Annotated in this window: 19 protein-coding genes and 1 pseudogene; 9 read left to right on the forward strand and 11 right to left on the reverse strand. The window is 71.9% G+C overall.

Annotated elements, in window-relative coordinates; genetic code table 11:
* Window positions 1-52 precede the first annotated feature (52 nt).
* Window positions 53-466: a winged helix-turn-helix transcriptional regulator gene (locus PUR71_RS24630; protein WP_329929276.1), complete on the forward strand. Its 414-nt coding sequence runs from the start codon at window positions 53-55 to the stop codon at window positions 464-466.
* A gap of 17 nt (window positions 467-483) precedes the next feature.
* Here the strand turns inward: PUR71_RS24630 and PUR71_RS24635 are convergent, their stop codons facing one another.
* The 3 genes from PUR71_RS24635 to PUR71_RS24645 all read right to left on the reverse strand — a co-directional run bounded on the left by PUR71_RS24635 (window position 484) and on the right by PUR71_RS24645 (window position 4,129).
* A complete protein-coding gene (locus PUR71_RS24635; RefSeq protein WP_329929277.1) occupies window positions 484-1,755 on the reverse strand; it encodes an alpha/beta hydrolase family protein in 1,272 nt (423 codons plus the stop codon).
* A 128-nt stretch (window positions 1,756-1,883) separates the two neighbouring features.
* Window positions 1,884-3,095: an acyl-CoA dehydrogenase family protein gene (locus tag PUR71_RS24640; protein WP_329929278.1), complete on the reverse strand. Its 1,212-nt coding sequence runs from the start codon at window positions 3,093-3,095 to the stop codon at window positions 1,884-1,886.
* On the reverse strand, window positions 3,095-4,129 hold the full coding sequence (locus PUR71_RS24645; protein WP_329929279.1) for a phosphotransferase family protein: 1,035 nt from the start codon (window positions 4,127-4,129) through the stop codon (window positions 3,095-3,097). The genes PUR71_RS24640 and PUR71_RS24645 overlap by 1 nt, the downstream gene beginning before the upstream one ends.
* Window positions 4,130-4,376: 247 nt before the next feature.
* Between PUR71_RS24645 and PUR71_RS41335 the strand changes: the two are divergent.
* A pseudogene (locus PUR71_RS41335) lies at window positions 4,377-4,493 on the forward strand (hypothetical protein); the annotation flags it as partial.
* A 102-nt stretch (window positions 4,494-4,595) separates the two neighbouring features.
* On the forward strand, window positions 4,596-5,036 hold the full coding sequence (locus tag PUR71_RS24650) for a hypothetical protein (RefSeq protein WP_329929280.1): 441 nt from the start codon (window positions 4,596-4,598) through the stop codon (window positions 5,034-5,036).
* A gap of 52 nt (window positions 5,037-5,088) precedes the next feature.
* Here the strand turns inward: PUR71_RS24650 and PUR71_RS24655 are convergent, their stop codons facing one another.
* Entirely contained in the window at window positions 5,089-5,298 is a 210-nt protein-coding gene (locus PUR71_RS24655; RefSeq protein WP_329929281.1) for a DUF397 domain-containing protein, read from the reverse strand.
* Window positions 5,299-5,301: 3 nt separating this feature from the next.
* The gene (locus PUR71_RS24660) at window positions 5,302-6,126 is read right to left on the reverse strand and encodes a helix-turn-helix domain-containing protein (RefSeq protein WP_329929282.1); all 825 of its coding nucleotides are present in this window, start codon (window positions 6,124-6,126) and stop codon (window positions 5,302-5,304) included.
* A gap of 106 nt (window positions 6,127-6,232) precedes the next feature.
* Between PUR71_RS24660 and PUR71_RS24665 the strand changes: the two genes are divergently transcribed.
* The 3 genes from PUR71_RS24665 to PUR71_RS24675 are packed head-to-tail and all read left to right on the forward strand — an operon-like array spanning window position 6,233 to window position 6,965.
* The gene (locus PUR71_RS24665; protein ID WP_329929283.1) at window positions 6,233-6,598 is read left to right on the forward strand and encodes a hypothetical protein; all 366 of its coding nucleotides are present in this window, start codon (window positions 6,233-6,235) and stop codon (window positions 6,596-6,598) included.
* Complete coding sequence (locus tag PUR71_RS24670; RefSeq protein WP_329929284.1) at window positions 6,595-6,771, forward strand: hypothetical protein; 177 nt, start codon at window positions 6,595-6,597, stop codon at window positions 6,769-6,771. Before PUR71_RS24665 ends, PUR71_RS24670 begins: the two co-directional genes overlap by 4 nt.
* Window positions 6,768-6,965: a hypothetical protein gene (locus PUR71_RS24675; RefSeq protein ID WP_329929285.1), complete on the forward strand. Its 198-nt coding sequence runs from the start codon at window positions 6,768-6,770 to the stop codon at window positions 6,963-6,965. Before PUR71_RS24670 ends, PUR71_RS24675 begins: the two co-directional genes overlap by 4 nt.
* Before the next feature lie 91 nt (window positions 6,966-7,056).
* Here the strand turns inward: PUR71_RS24675 and PUR71_RS24680 are convergent, their stop codons facing one another.
* Window positions 7,057-8,331 carry a M23 family metallopeptidase gene (locus PUR71_RS24680; protein WP_329929286.1) on the reverse strand — a complete coding sequence of 425 codons (1,275 nt, stop codon included), beginning with the start codon at window positions 8,329-8,331 and terminating at the stop codon, window positions 7,057-7,059.
* Between the two features lie 357 nt (window positions 8,332-8,688).
* Between PUR71_RS24680 and PUR71_RS24685 the strand changes: the two genes are divergently transcribed.
* A complete protein-coding gene (locus PUR71_RS24685) occupies window positions 8,689-9,231 on the forward strand; it encodes a hypothetical protein (RefSeq protein ID WP_329929287.1) in 543 nt (180 codons plus the stop codon).
* 9 nt (window positions 9,232-9,240) lie between these two features.
* Here the strand turns inward: PUR71_RS24685 and PUR71_RS24690 are convergent, their stop codons facing one another.
* A complete protein-coding gene (locus PUR71_RS24690) occupies window positions 9,241-9,609 on the reverse strand; it encodes a hypothetical protein (RefSeq protein ID WP_329929288.1) in 369 nt (122 codons plus the stop codon).
* Between the two features lie 72 nt (window positions 9,610-9,681).
* Between PUR71_RS24690 and sigJ the strand changes: the two genes are divergently transcribed.
* Both sigJ and PUR71_RS24700 read left to right on the forward strand, forming a co-directional pair.
* On the forward strand, window positions 9,682-10,560 hold the full coding sequence (gene sigJ, locus PUR71_RS24695) for an RNA polymerase sigma factor SigJ (protein WP_329929289.1): 879 nt from the start codon (window positions 9,682-9,684) through the stop codon (window positions 10,558-10,560).
* Between the two features lie 149 nt (window positions 10,561-10,709).
* Complete coding sequence (locus PUR71_RS24700; protein WP_329929290.1) at window positions 10,710-11,819, forward strand: hypothetical protein; 1,110 nt, start codon at window positions 10,710-10,712, stop codon at window positions 11,817-11,819.
* A 131-nt stretch (window positions 11,820-11,950) separates the two neighbouring features.
* Here PUR71_RS24700 and PUR71_RS24705 read toward each other — a convergent pair whose 3' ends face one another.
* The 4 genes from PUR71_RS24705 to PUR71_RS24720 form a co-directional block, all read right to left on the reverse strand.
* Complete coding sequence (locus PUR71_RS24705) at window positions 11,951-12,850, reverse strand: Gfo/Idh/MocA family protein (protein WP_329929291.1); 900 nt, start codon at window positions 12,848-12,850, stop codon at window positions 11,951-11,953.
* Window positions 12,851-12,875: 25 nt separating this feature from the next.
* Window positions 12,876-13,544: an O-methyltransferase gene (locus PUR71_RS24710; RefSeq protein WP_329929292.1), complete on the reverse strand. Its 669-nt coding sequence runs from the start codon at window positions 13,542-13,544 to the stop codon at window positions 12,876-12,878.
* Window positions 13,545-13,623: 79 nt separating this feature from the next.
* Window positions 13,624-14,289, reverse strand: a complete 666-nt coding sequence (locus tag PUR71_RS24715) for a DedA family protein (protein WP_329929293.1) — start codon at window positions 14,287-14,289, stop codon at window positions 13,624-13,626.
* A gap of 164 nt (window positions 14,290-14,453) precedes the next feature.
* A complete protein-coding gene (locus PUR71_RS24720) occupies window positions 14,454-15,314 on the reverse strand; it encodes a class I SAM-dependent methyltransferase (RefSeq protein WP_329929294.1) in 861 nt (286 codons plus the stop codon).
* Window positions 15,315-15,321: the final 7 nt, after the last annotated feature.

Consider the following 15,321-nt stretch of genomic DNA (forward strand, 5'->3'; position numbering starts at 1 on the left):
GCTTCGCAACCATCCTCGATAGCCTGCCCACTCGGCGTAAGGAGGCACTTTCATGTCAGTAGGGCACACCGCGGTAACCGCCCTCCGCCCCGTGGTCTGGTGCGAGGACGGCGTGGACTGCGGCATCCGCGACCTGCTGGACCGCCTCGGCGACAAGTGGTCCGTCCTGACGATCGTCGAACTCGCCGCCGGCGTACGGCGCTTCCGCGAGCTGCAGCGCGCGTTGCCGGGAATCTCGCAGCGGATGCTCACCTTGACGGTACGCCGCCTGGAGCGCGACGGGATGGTCTCGCGGACCGTCCACCCGACCGTCCCGCCCCAGGTGGAGTACGAGCTGACGCCCCTCGGCCACAGCCTGACCCACCTGGTGCGGGCGATGACGGACTGGTCCTACGAGCACCACGACGCGATCGTCGCCTCGCGGGAGGAGTGGGACGCCGCCAACCCCGGATCCGAGATCCGCTGATCGGCGTTCGCAGCCGATCAGCGTTCGTAGACCATCTCGGGGAAGCGCGGCGACGGGCCGTCCAGGAGGTGGTCGTCGTGGCCGCGCAGCCACCGGTCGAAGAACGAGGCCACGTACGAGCGGGTGGCCTCCACCGCGCGGTCCGGGCGGACGTCGCCGACGTCCTCGGTCAGCTTGTCGTGGCCGATCGCGCCCTGGCGGGCCAGCTGGGGCAGCAGGGACTGCGCGTCGGTGTAGGAGCTGTGGCGGGAGCCGGTGAGGGTGACGTCGGCGTGCCAGCCGGTGCTGTGCTGCCACAGGGCGTCCCAGCCGGGCTGCCGGTGGTAGCTGCCGGAGTCGGGGTTCTGGGTGCCCATGAGCAGGAAGGGCCGGGTCAGGCCGTCCGCGGCGACGCTGGTCAGGTTGACGCCGGTGCCGTCCGGGCCGGGGAAGTGCAGTTGGCCGTCGAGGTTGACGCCGACCTTGAGGCGGGGGTCGTCGTGCATGGTCTGGAGGGCTGTGGAGCCGCCCCCGGAATGGCCGACCATGCCGATCCGGTCGAGGTCCAGGGAGGCGGCGAGGCCGGGCGGCAGCCGCTTGTCGTGGCGCAGCCCGGCGAGCCGGTCCAGCACGAAGCGGGTGTCGTCGACCCGGGTCTGGAGCGTCTTGCGCAGGACGGCCTCCATGTCCAGGCCGGGCTGGGCCATCAGCGCGGGGAAGACGGAGGTCGCGAGGTCCCCGTCGGGGAAGGCGACCTCGGAGGCGTCGTAGGTGTGGTCGACGGTGACGACGACGTACCCGCGCGAGGCGAGGTCCTCGACCAGGCCGGTGCCCCACGTGCGCGGGTCGCCGAAGCCCGCCGAGTACAGCACGACGGGCCGCTTCCCGCCGGGGAGGGTGGGCGCGTCGGGGCGGGCGTGGGTGCGGACGTCGGCCCAGTCGGTGCGGCCGGGCTCGAAGCCGTAGTCGCTCTGTCCGACGCTCCCGGCGCTGCCGAAGTGGTCGGCGGCGCTGGGCACCATGTACGGCGCGCGGTCGTCGCCGGTGGCGGGCCGGGCGGTCGGGTACCAGAAGCTGATCATCAGCTTGCGGGCCTGCCCCGGCTTCCAGGGGTCGTCCCGGCGGTCGTCCGTGAGCTGGAGGGACGTCGTCCCGACCGGGTACGGGCCGGTGGGCTGCGGCAGCCAGGCCCTCGCCTGCTGCGTGGCGCCCTGCCCCGCGGCCGCCACCGCGCCCGGTGCGGCCACCACGCCCAGTGTGGCCGTCGCCGCCAGCAGCACGGCCGCCACGGCCCGTCCTCGCCTGTTCATCGCCGTTCCTCCTCGTTCGGTTCCGTCTTCGTTCCCGACACGGGGGACGATACGGGCGAGGAGGGCCGGAAACCGTCATACCGGGGTGCCAAGTCGGCCTGTAGTACCCCGGTATGACGTCCCTCCGGTCAGAGGTGCTTCTTCAGCTCCCGGCGCGCCAGCGAGCGCTTGTGCACCTCGTCCGGCCCGTCGGCCAGGCGCAGCGTGCGGTTGCCGGCCCACAGCTGGGCGAGCGGGGTGTCCTGGCTGACGCCGGCGGCGCCGTGCGCCTGGACGGCCTTGTCGAGGATCCACTCGACGGTGACCGGGGTGGCGATCTTGATGGCCTGGATCTCGGTGTGCGCGCCGCGGTTGCCGACGGTGTCCATCAGCCAGGCGGTCTTGAGCACGAGCAGCCTCAACTGCTCGATGCGGACCCGGGATTCGGCGATCCAGTCCTGCACGACGCCCTGGTCGGCGAGCGGTCGGCCGAACGCGGCGCGCTGGATCGACCGGCGGCACATCAGCTCCAGCGCGCGCTCGGCGATGCCGATGGCGCGCATGCAGTGGTGGATGCGGCCGGGTCCGAGGCGGGCCTGGGCGATGGCGAAGCCGGCCCCCTCCTCGCCGATCAGGTTCTCGGCCGGGACGCGGACGTCCTCGAACAGCACCTCGGCGTGGCCTCCGTGGTCGGAGTCGTCGTAGCCGAACACCTTCATGCCGCGCTTGACGGTGACGCCCGGGGTGTCGCGCGGCACGAGGATCATGCTCTGCTGGCGGTGCTTGGCGGCGGCCGGGTCGGTCTTGCCCATGACGATGAGGATCCGGCACTGCGGGTTCATCGCGCCGGTGATGTACCACTTGCGACCGTTGACCACGTACTCGTCGCCGTCGCGCTCGATGCGGGTGGCGATGTTGGTCGCGTCGGAGGAGGCGACGTCGGGCTCGGTCATCGCGAAGGCGGAGCGGATCTCGCCGTCGAGGAGCGGCCGCAGCCAGCGCTCGCGCTGCTCGGGGCTGCCGAACTGGGCGAGGAGTTCCATGTTGCCGGTGTCGGGCGCGGCGCAGTTGAACGCGGGCGGCGCCAACTGGGGGCTGCGGCCGGTGATTTCGGCGAGCGGGGCGTACTGGAGGTTGGTGAGACCGGCTCCCTCGTCACCGGGCAGGAAGAGGTTCCACAGCCCCTGCTTGCGAGCCTCGGCCTGAAGGTCCGCGACGATCGGCGGGACGCTCCAGGCGGGGCGGGCGGGGTCGGCGAGCTGCTCTTCGAGGACGGGCTCGGCGGGGTAGACGTGCGCGTCCATGAACGCGAGCAGCTGCTCGCGGAGCTGGTTGGTGCGGGCGTCGTAGGCGAAGTCCATCAGGCTTCTTCCTTCAGGGTGGTCAGGCCGTACCGGGCGAGGATCGGGGCCATCTCGCCGGCCCGCTCGAAGCCGGCGCCGAGGGTGCGGCCCTGCTGGAAGCGGTAGTGGATGCCCTCGGCGACGACGGCGAGCTTGAAGGCGGCGAAGGCCACGTACCAGTCGAGGTCCTCGGCTTGACGTCCCGTCACCTCGGCGTAATGGGCGACCATTTCGCCGCTGGACGGGAATCCGGGAGCGGTCATGGCGGCGGGGATGATGCCACCGCCGACGCCGGCGACCTCGCTGTACATCACGAGGAGCCCGATGTCGGTGAGGGGGTCGCCGAGAGTGGACATCTCCCAGTCGAGGACGGCGGTGATCGCGTCGGTGTCGTCGACGAGGACGTTGTCGAGCCGGTAGTCGCCGTGCACGAGGGCGGGGGCGGGCGATTCGGGGCGGCGTTCGGCCAGCAGTTCATGGAGCCGGTCGAGCTCGGGGAGGTCGCGGCTGCGGGAGGCGGCGAGCTGGGTGGACCAGCGGCGGAGCTGCCGTTCGAGGTAGCCGTCGGGGCGCCCGAAGTCGGCCAGGCCGACGTCCGCCGGATCGATGCGGTGCAGGGCGGCGAGCGTCGAGACGAGGCGGCGACCGAGGGCGTGGACGCGGTCCTCGCCGAGGGCTGTCAGGGGTGCGGCGTCCCGGTGGGCGACGCCGGAGACGTACTCCATGAGGTACCAGGGCGCACCCAGGACGTCGGTGGTGGGGTCGTGGTGCAGCGTGCCGGGCACGGGGACGTCGGTGTCCTGGAGGGCGGTCATGACGCGGTACTCACGGCCCATGTCGTGCGCGGTGGCGAGCACGTGCCCGAGCGGCGGCCGCCGGAGGACCCAGCGGGAGGCGCCGTCGGTGAGGACGTAGGTCAGGTTGGAGCGCCCGCCCTCGATGAGGGAGGCCGCGAGGGGGCCCTGGACGAGGCCGGGCAGCTCACGGTCCAGGTGGGCACGGAGGAGGCCCGAGTCCAAGCCGGGCGGATCGGCGGGCGTCGTCTCGGGCATCGGGCGGCTCCTGGGAGGGAAAGGAAGATCGATGACTAAGCGCTTGCTTAGCATTCAGCCGAGGGCCACCCGCTGTCAATGCCGCGCGGGGGTCACGGCGAGCGGTCAGATTTGCCCGAAGCCCGGACACGTCGCCCGTCCACGCGCCAGGATGAGGGGCCACTGACATGCGACTACGCGGAACCGAGTCCACCGGGAGCAATGCCCGGGCCGCTCTCGGCGCCGTCGGCTTCGGTCCGGAGGTGGTGTGCGGGGACGGCGCACTCGGCTGGGAGGCGCGCCGTACGACCGCATCGTGTCGACGTGTTCGGTGCGACGCATCCCTCGGCCGTGGATCGACCAGACGAGACACGGCGGGGTGATCCTCACGCCGTGGGACAACCCGTGGATCTGCTGGGGTCTGCTACGGCTCACTGTCGGGGAGGACGGAACGGCGGTCGGTCGGTTCAGCCCGGACAGTTCGTTCATGCTCATGCGGACGCAGCGCGATGACGTCGACCTGCTCCGCGAGGTCGTCAGGGACGACCACGAAGCCGAGGTGTCCGAAACGGTGCTGCCCCGCCGTGTGGTCGTCCACGGGGAGGCGGCGTTCGCGATCGGCCACCGGATCGGCGACATCTGGCACGCCTGGCAGGAGGCCCCGGCGGAGGGCGTGGCCGACCGGCTGTGGATCGCGAGCACGGACCGCTCGTCGTGGGCGGCCGTGGACCACGACGGGGGTGACGAGGACGTGTTCACCGTCCGGCAGTACGGGCCGCGCCGCCTGTGGGACGAGGTGGAAGCGGCCCACACGTGGTGGATCACCAACGGCCGGCCGGGGCCTGAACGGTTCGGGCTTTCCGTCACGGCGGAAGGACATCACCAGGCATGGCTGGACTCCCCGGCGAACTCCTGGCCGATGCCCTGAGCGAGCTGCGGGCCGGGCGGGAGGACTGGGCCCTCCCGCCCTCGGTGGCGTGTCAGATAGAGCCGAACTCGCCGGCGGCGGCGGACGCAACAAACGCCTGCCACGCGTCGGCAGGGAAGACAAGGGCGGGCCCCTCCGGGTCCTTCGAGTCACGAACCGGCACGACGCCGGGGAAGTCCGAAGAGACCTCTACGCAGGTGCCGCCATTGTCCGAGTGCGACGATTTGAACCATGTGGCGCGGGACAGGTCTGGACGAGTCATGGGTCAGAGTTCCTTTCGAACCTTGTGGATCAGTTCGAGGGTCGCGGGTGTGGCCAACGCCTCTACCTGCAACCGATCGTAGGCCCTTTCCCACATCCTGACAGTCCTGTCGTCGCGGACGACATATCCCTGCTCCGCAGATTCCGTGTACCCGACCACCGAGCGGTCGGCGAACGTCAGCAACGTGACCACGGCTCGGAACGGGACTTGCTCGGCCAGACCGAACGGAGCTACCTGGAAGATCACATTCGGCCTGGCCATCATCTCTACCAGGTGGTCGAGTTGCGCACGCATCGTCGCGGCACCACCAATGGAGCGCCGCAGGCCGCTCTCGTCTATCACTGCGCGGATGAGGGGAGGCTCAGCACGCTTGAGAAGCCGCTGCCGCGCTACGAGGAACCGCACTCGTTCGTCAGCCTGGTCCTGCGTACTGCTCCCTCGTTGCACCGAAGCCGCCTCTCGCGCGGAAGCATAGGCCTTGGTCTGGAACAGCCCAGGAATGAGGTTCGGCTCGAAGATCCTGATCTCCGACGCCCGGGCCTCCTGCGCAGCGTGCTCGGGGAAACCCTCCAGGAACCCCTTGTGCCGCATTCCGACCCACATCAACTCCAGGGTCTGGCCGGTCCCGAGAGCCTTGTCCGCCGCTCTGACGAAGTCACGGCTGGTGGATTTGCGACCCGTTTCCACCGCCGAGATGTAACTGTCCGAGTAGCCCATGGCCTCGGCCAGATCCTCCTGGGTCCAGCCGATCGCCTCACGCGAGCTGCGAAGTAGCGCGCCGAACGCCTCACGGGGAGATGACGTCGGGTCAAGGTCCTTGCGGTTCACAGGTCACGCCCAAATCCACTTGATACGCAGACAAGTTGAACGGTTCCCCAGCGTAGACGACAGTGAGCACTACCGGTAGTCGTTCCAATACGGAGAGGAGCGGACCTTGAACAGCCGCACGCCCCCACGCGCCCTTCACACCCCCCGAGTTGAGGCCGTCGAACGCCTCCAGGTCGTGATCTACCTGACCAAGACCGGCCCCACCTTCCCCGAACTCGAAATGCGGAGCTGCGAGGAGTACGCCCTGGCCTTCAACTGGGGCGTCTGCCTCACCGTCATCGACGACGACTCCCACACTCCCCCGGACTCCCGGCCGAAGCTCCAGATCGCCCTCCAGCGCATCCGCTCCGCCCGATCCGGTGCACTGCTCGTCCCCAGCAACGCCACGATCTCGCCCCTCGACGGCGAGTTCCACGAGTTCTCCCGCCAGGTCGAGAAGGCCGGCGGCTTCATCCAGGTGGCCCGCCGGTGACCGCCCGCCGCTTCACGATCATCCGCGCCGCCAACACCGCCTGCCCCACCTGGCTCGTCTACAGCCACCGCACCCGCCGCCTGGTCCGCGCCCTGCCGCCCCGGCCCGAGCCTCTCCGCTTCTACTCCTACGACCGGGCCCTCACCTGGGTGCACAGAAACGAGACCTCGTGACCGCCTACGAGATCCGCCTCATCGACTCCCGCAGCCCCCATTTCCTCCTCCTCGAATGCTGGGGCATCTGGGACCCCACCCGCCGCGAATACCTCCGGGTCCCCGGCTCCTCGGACCGGATCCGGCGCTTCTACACCCGTGTCTCCGCCGAGGCCTTCCGCCGCCACGCACAGCAGGCGCACCGTCAGGCCTGAGGCACAGCCCGGACAACTGACCCCGCCGCCTCCGGACGGGGCAAGTCCGGAGGCGGCGGGGCCGGTTGCGGGAGTCGGAGTCCAGGGCCGGTCAGAACTCCAGCACCTCCCGATCGAGCGGGTACCGCGCGCGGTGAGGTCCGTCGTACGGCGAGGGCGCGATCGGCAGGACGCCGGTCGGCTGCAGGCCCAGGTTGTCGTCCCAGATCCGGGGTTCGACCTGCCCGAGGACGCGGAACTCCCGGAAGGTGAACGGCGGGCTGTCGGTCGGGAAGAACTCGGCCGTGGTCATCACCTGGAAGTGCAGGTGCGGCGTCGTGGAGTTGCCGCTGTTGCCGATCAGCCCGAGGACTTGGCCGGGTTCGACGCAGTCGCCCTCCCGGACGTGGAGCGTCCCGGCTTCGAGGTGGCCGTAGAGCAGGTAGCGGCCCGGCGCGACCTCCACGGTGACGTGGTTGCCCACGGTGTCCGCGATCGGCGGGACGGGCGGCGTCACGGGCGGCGGGTTGTCCGGGACTCCGTCCTGGACCTCCACCACGCGGCCGCCGGCCGCGGCCACGACCGGCTGGCGGAAGCTCAGGTAGCTGGCGAGCTGCCCGGGGTCGCCTTCCCAGGCCTGCCCCTGCGCGCCCACCCGGTACCAGTCGATCGCGAGACGCTGCGGCACGCCGAAACGGCCGTTGACCGGCGCGAGGCCGCGCCGGTGGTGGGTGTTGCCGCAGCACGACTCGCTGGCGAACCAGGTGCCGGGGACCACGGGCGCGCTCAGGTTCAACGGCGCGGTACGGGCGGTCGGGGTGGCCTGCACCGTCTCCTCGAACGCGGACGGCCCGGACGGGGTCAGGACGGCACCCGAGAGGTGGTGTTCGAGCACCTCGGGCACCGGCTGACCGTGGTCGAGGGCCAGGTCGATCCAGATGATCCACTGCTGGGAGCCCTGGATGACGGTCGGCGTCGGCGCCGGGGGCGCCGGGGTGTACCCGTCCGCACCCGGCAGGGGGTCGCCCACCGGATTGGCGGCCTCGGCCAGCGGCTGCCCGCTCAGCGAGCCGACGACCTGGTGGCTGCGGGCGTCCAGCACGTCGACCTGGTCGAGCCGCAGCGGGGTGCTGCTGGACAGTGCACTTGTGGTGAGCAGCTCGTACGAGATGTGCGTCCTGCCGTCCGTGGCCTCGAACGGCGCCGGTTCGGTCATCACCGCCGCCGTCAGCGGCGTGAACTGCGTGCCGGGTGCCAGGGCGGCCGCGCCGGTGCCGGATCCCGGTCCCGCCGAGGCCAGCAGCGCTGCGGCCGCGAACACGGCGGCGGCGAGCCCGCGGCGGAGGGGGCGGCGGCCGGTGCGGTTGCGAGGGTGGCGATCTGCCATGGTGCTCTTTCATTCGTCGGGTCCGGGACCGTGGAGGACACCGGCACGCCCCGCGCCGAGGCGCAGGCCCATGCAACCCGGCGACACACCGCTTCGGCCGGAGCTCGCGGGGGTCAAGCGCCGAACTGCACCCGTCCAGCCGCATCGAACACCGACACGACGCACCTCCCCTCCAACCTCGACAGGCATCGATCGAAAGGGTTCCAGGACCCGCACGAGAAGTCGGCCCCATCGACTTCTCGTGCGGGTCCTGGAAGGAAGTGACGCTCGGTGACACCTGCGCCGAGCCCGGCAACTCGCCGCACCCCCGGCGCGGTGCTTGCATGGAAGTAGGCCTGCTCCGAAGGGAGAAGCACCATGGGCGCCTACGTCTTGGACGACTCGACGTGCAAGTCCGAGATCCTGTTCATGGGGAACACAGGACTCAAGCCCTGGGCCCAGTCGACGGCCCCGCCGGCGGGTGTCACCGCGGAGATGTTCATCGACGTGATCGGACCCACGACGTACGCCACGACGGACTTCGAGAACGTCACCCTCACTCTTGAGATCACCAGCCCGCCCGGGGCTCTGTTCGTCCGGAACCCGAAGATGGGATCCGTGCTATGGGGCGTACCGAAGGCGGACGGCACTTGGGACGAGTCCAACTCCGACCAGCCCACGGCCCGACTGCGGCTCCGGCAACCTGACAAGACCCACATCGTCTCCACCCACCCGACCGACGGGCTGACGTTCTGGCTCGCCGTTTCGGGTCTGCCCGACGAAACAGCACTGTCCTTCCACGCCTACGCCACCGCCGATCGGCTCCTGGCCACCACAACCGGCTGCCCGATGCAGATGAAGGACCTGGCCGTCGGCGAAACGGTCACGGGGCGCTTCTTCGACCCATCGAACCCCGCGTGACCCGACCGCTCACCGCCGCGCCAGCGCCAGCACGCTCAGCCCGAACATCGCCACGCCCAACGGCAGGTGCACCGACGGCACGTGGGCGATCCCGAGCACGACCTGAACGGACGCGAGGGCCAGGAAGCCCGACGCCTCCCACACCGGCCGCACCGGGCCGCCGCCCGGCTTCCACGCCAGCACCGCCGCCAGGACGTACAGCATCGACGCCCCGTACATCACGCGGGCGCCGACGCCGTGCAGCGTCTCCCCGTAGGACGTGGTCAGCAGCAACCCGGCGGAGACGGCCTGCAGAAAGATCGTCAGGGTCTGGAGCGCGATCGCGATCCGCACCAGCGGGAACGTCCGCCGCACGGGGGTCACCTGCGTCGTCGCCATGTCTCGGTCCTCTCTTCTGTAAGGTCTCACGAACACGACGACGCAGGCCCGCGAAAGGTAAGGCGAAGGACCATGGGGGCGGCGCAGGACGGCATAGCAGGCGAGCGGCGCCACCTGGTCAACATCGCCTACCGCCTGCTGGGCTCGCTCGCCGAGGCCGAGGAGGCCGTCCAGGAGGCCTTCGCCCGCTGGTACGCGCTGCCGAAAGCACGCCGTGACGAGATCCTCTCCCCCGGCGCCTGGCTGACGACCGTGACCGGCCGCACCTGCCTGGACGTGCTCGGCTCGGCGCGGGCCCGCCGCGAACGCTACGTCGGCGCCTGGCTGCCGGAGCCGCTGCCGGACCGTCCCCAGCGCGAGAGCGCCCACGAGAGCGTCGTCGACCAGATCGTCCAGGACGAGTCCGTCGCCATGGCCTTCCTCGTCGTCCTGGAGTCGATGACGCCCGCCGAGCGCGTGGCGTTCGTCCTGCACGACGTCTTCCGGTACCCGTTCGCCGAGATCGCCGGCGTCCTCGACCGCACCCCCGCCGCCTGCAAGCAGCTGGCGGCATCCGCCCGCCGACGGGTGAGCACCGCGCCCGCCCCGACGACCGCCGGCCGACAGGACACCGTCCGCCGCCTCAAGAAGGCCTGGGAGGACAAGGACGTCCCCGCGCTCGTCGCCGTGCTCGACCCCGCCGCCGTGATGACCGCCGACGGCGGCGGGCTGGTCGGCGCTGTGCTGCGCCCGGTCGAGGGCGGCGCGCGGATCGCCCAGTACATGGTCTCCATCGCCGACAAGGCGCCGGGTCTGGAGCTCCTGGAACGTTCGGTCAACGGCGTGCCCGGCCTGGTGGCCCGGCGCGACGGCGTCGTCGTGACGGTGGCGGCGTTCGACGTCGCCGACGGCCGGGTCACCCGGATCTGGGCGGTCCGCACCCCGGAGAAGCTCGGGTCCTGGGCGCCATAAGCGCCCTGTCCCGTCGAACGGGAAGACGCCGTCGCCATCACGCCGGGGACGCCCCGAACCGGTGTGATCATGGTCATACCGCATCCGGTGAACCGCCGTCGTCCGCGCCCGGCGCCGCGTCTGACCTGGAGGACCGTCAGAATGGCCGCATGAGGTTGATCCACACCGTGGCCGGCGCGCTCGTGCTCCTGCTCGTCATCGGCAGCATCCTGCGCACGCTCGTCGTCCCCCGCGGCCTGTACTCGGCGCTGGTCTTCCGGCTCTGGTCGGCACTCCGGCTGCTGCTGCGCGTCTGGGCCGCACCCTTCGGCACCTACCGGGCGCAGGACCGCGCGCTGACCTGGCTCGCGCCGCTCGTGCTGCTGGGCATGCTCGGGGTGTGGCTCAGCGGGATGCTGCTCGCGTACATGCTGCTGCTGCACGGCACGTCGGACCTCGACTGGTCCGTCTCCTTCCGCGAGGCCGGTTCCAGCCTCTTCACCCTCGGCTTCGCGAGCGGCGACCGCCTGCGGCTGTCCGTGATCGACTTCCTCGCCGCCTCCAGCGGTCCGCTCGTCATCGCGCTGCAGATCGCCTACCTGCCCACCCTGTACGCCGCCTACCAGCGGCGCGAGACCGAGGTGACGCTGCTCCAGTCCCGGGCCGGCGAGCCCGCGTGGGGCCCGGAGCTGCTCGCCCGGCAGTCCCTCGTCGACACCGAGACGGCCCTGCCCCAGCTCTACCGGGACTGGGAGCGGCTGGCCGCGGACATCGGCGAGAGCCACTCCAACTACCCCGTGCTGCTCTCCTTCCGCTCCCCGCAGCCCAACCGCAGCTGGGTCGTCGGCCTGATCTCCGTCATGGACGCCGCCGCCCTCCACCTCGCCCTGTGCCCGCGCTCGGCCCCGGCCGAGGCCCGCCTGGTGATCCGCGCCGGGTTCACCGCGATGCGCGACATCGCACGCGCCCTGCGCATCGACTTCGACCCCGACCCGGACCCGAAGACGCCGATCCGCCTCACCTACGCCGAGTACCTCGGCGCCGTCGCGATGATCACTGCCGCCGGCTTCCCCCGCGAACGGCCCACCGAGGACGCCTGGCCCCACTTCCACGGCTGGCGCGTCAACTACGAGTCCATCGCCTACGAGCTCGCCCGCCGCAGCGACGCCGTCCCCGCCCTGTGGACCGGCCCCCGCGACTTCCGCGCCCCCGTCATCCCGCCGAGCCGCCCCACCGACCGCCGCCCCGACCAGCCCGGACCGGCCCTGCCCCCGGCTTGACGGGAGCCGTCCACAACGCAGCCGGCACGCTGCCGCGCCGGCTGCCCGGCCGCAGTCCCCCGGCCTCCGAGCGGGCCCCGCCGGGCGGGACTTCGCCCGCTTCGTGGCCGAGGGACGGTAGGCGGGCCCCGTTACACCTCGACGGGCGCCGAGGACTCCAGCGAACGCTCGGCGGCCGCGAGGATCTCCACCACGCGCAGCCCGAACTCCGCGCCGCACGCGTGCGGTTCGCCCGTGCGCGCGGAGTCCTGGAGGGCGTCCAGCGCGCGGTGCAGGGCCGCGATCGGGCCCTCGCCGCGCTCCGGCAGGTGGGCCACGCCGTGCTCGCCGCGGATCTCCATGCCCGTGCCGCCGGCGGCGACGGGCGCCGTCAGACTGAGCGCCAGCGTGCTGGACGCGCCGCCCGCGTGGCGCAGTACCAGGTGGATGGTGTCGAGCGGGCCCGCTACGGCCGTCACCTGCGTCGCGTCGCCGAGGACCGGCAGCAGGACGGACAGCGCGTGCGGGCCGACGTCCCACAGCGCGCCCTTCTCCAGCCGCCACGGCGAGGCCGCGTACGGGCTGCCGCTGCCGGGGGCGAACACCGAGCCGAGCCAGTCCGAGCGGCCGGTGAACCAGCCGCCCAGCGCGGCCTGTTGCTCGATCCACGGGATCTGGTCGCCGCCGAAGCGGACGGTGAAGAACACCACGGACGCGACGCGGTGCCGCTCGACGGCCGCCGCCACGCGCCGGGCGTCCGGGACGGTCAGCGCGACCGGCTTGTCGAGCAGCAGGTGGCGGCCGGCCTCGGCGGCACGCACCGCGAGGTCGGCCTGGACGGTGGGCGGCAGCGCGATGGAGACCGCGTCCACCTCGGCGAGCAGCTTGTCGAGGTCCGCGTACCCCGGCACGCCGTGCGCCGCGCCGAGCGTCGTGGCGGCCTCGGCACGGCGCCCCCACACGCCGGCGAACTCCAGCCCGGGGTGGTCGGCGAGGACGGGCGCGTGCACGCGCTCCGCCCAGGGGCCGGTGCCCAGCAGTCCGATTCGCACAGGTCCTCCAAGGTGTTGCGGTGGTTCAGTTCTGCACGCGGGCCAGCGTGAAGCCGTCGTAGCCCTTGCTGCCGACGGTCTGCACGGACGTCGCGGTGACGCGCGGCTCGGCCGCGATCACGTCGTGCAGCCTACGCGTGGCGACGACGGCGGGGTCGGTGCTGGCGTCGTCCGCGACGGCGCCGCCGCGGACGACGTTGTCCACGACGATCAGCGAGCCGGGCCTGGTCAGCTCGAGCGCCCAGGCGAAGTACGCCGGATTGTTGACCTTGTCGGCGTCGATGAAGACGAGGTCGAAGGGCTCGCCGCCCTCCGCGCCGATCACGGCCAGCGAGTCGAGTGCGCTGCCGAGCCGCACCTCGGCGACGTCGTCCAGCCCGGCGCGGGCGAGGTTCCCGCGGGCCACCTCGGCGTGCCCCGGGTCGATCTCCAGGGTGATCAGCGTGCCGTCCGCCGGGAGGGCGCGCGCCAGCCAGATCGCGCTGTAGCCCCCGAGCGTGCCCACCTCCACGATCCGCCGGGCGCCGACCGTCAGCGCCAGCAGGTGCAGCAGCTTGCCCTGGTTGGGGGCGACGGCGATGGGCGGCAGACCCGCCGCGTCGGCGGCGGCGGACGCGGCCTCCAGGACGGGGTCGTGGCCGACCAGCGTGTCCGAGAAGTACGCGTCCACGGCGTCCCAGGTCGGCTGCGTCATCGGGGCCTCCAGTGCTCGGTGCGGGGCTCGTGCGTGATCACACGCTACTGCGCACCGCCACCGACGCGGCGGACCAACGTCAGTCCGCCACCGGCTCCTTGACGCCCTCGGACGTCCCGGCCGCCTCCGCGGCCTCGTGCGCGGCGTGCGCCTTCGCGGCGCGCCGCTTCATGAACCACGCCGAACCGGCGCCCACGACGACGGCCGCCGCCAGACCGGCCCACGAGAAGCGCGAGAGCCACGGCTCGATGCTCTTGCCGACCTTGTAGACCAGCAGGGTCGTGCCACCGGCCCAGACCACGCCGCCCAGCACGTTCGCGATCAGGAACTTCCAGTACGGCATCTTCAGCGCGCCCGCCAGCGGCCCGGCGAAGATGCGCAGCAGCGCGACGAACCGGCCGAAGAAGACCGCCCACATGCCCCACTTCTGGAACGACCGCTCGGCGGTGGCCAGGTGGGAGGGCCCGAAGTGCTTGGGGAACCTGCGGCCGAGCTTCTCGAACAGCGGCTTGCCGCCCTTGCGCCCGATCGAGTAGCCGATCGAGTCGCCGATGATCGCCCCGGCGATCGCCACGCCCGCGATGCCCCACGGACTCACCACGCCCTTGACCGCCATCAGCGTGGCCGTGACCAGGGCGATCTCGCCGGGCAGCGGGATGCCCAGCGACTCCAGACCGATGATCAGGCCAACGAGGCCGTACACCGCCCCCGGGGGGACGCTCTCGATCCAGGCGTCGATGTGCAAGGCCAGTACCTCCGTGGCAGGTCGGTGCGGGCGCGCACCTCAGCGGCGTGCCCGTCCCGGCGGTGTTCCGATGGCGGCACGCGTGCCGCTTCCCCCTCTGAGCAGGCAGCCTAACGTGCCGGCCGGACACGTTCCCCCCGCCGATCGCCTGGACATACCCGGCCTTACGACGTACGGGCCGCGGCCGGGGTTCCGCTACCGTCCGACGAATCCCCCCTTTCGGCAAAGCGCAGTGCGATCACGGACGGCCTGCCGTTCACGTGGGCCGCGAGCGGCAGCAGCGCGCGGACGATCCCGCGCCCGCCCTCCGGGTACACCTCGCGGACGTCCGTCACCGCCGGGTGGGCGGTGGTGAGCTTCCCGTGCTCGTCCGCGTCCATGCCGAACGGCATGGCGGGCGCCCGGTAGCACTTGTTCCGCAGCTTCCCCTTGGCGGACCGCTCGCTGAACCAGCGCGGGACGGCATCGAGGACGAAGGTCGCGCCGGGGAAGCGTTCGGCGCAGGCCGCGATCAGCGCGCGGACCTCGGCCGGGCGCAGGTACATCAGCAGACCCTGGGTGCTGATCAGCACCCCCTGTGCCGGGTCGACCTCGTCCATCCAGCGCGGGTCCGTCGCGGAGCACACGACGATGCGGTGGCGCTCGTCCGGCGGGAGGAGGCGCTCGCGCAGCGCGGCCGTCTCCGGCAGGTCGACGGAGATCCAGCGGGCGCGCCCGTTGTCCACGCGCCAGGCCTGCGTCTCCAGGCCCTCGCCCAGGCAGACGACGGTGCCGCGCGGGTGCCGGGCCAGGAAGTCCGCCACCTCGCGGTCGAAACACGACGCCCGCAGCGCCTGGAGCTGGGCGATCGCCGCCCGGCGCCCGAACCGCTCCTCGAACGGGAAGTCGATCCGCCCGACCAGCTCGACCGCCTTCGGATCGTGCAGGACGGCGTCGGGCCGCCCCGCCTCCACCGCCCGGTGCCACAGCGTCCACAGCGCCGTCTCCGCTACCTCCCCCAGATCCGGCCGCTCCACGCCGCCCATCGCCCGC

It is taken from the genome of Streptomyces sp. SP17BM10 (assembly GCF_036322405.1).
In the GTDB taxonomy this organism is placed as follows: Bacteria; Actinomycetota; Actinomycetes; order Streptomycetales; family Streptomycetaceae; genus Kitasatospora.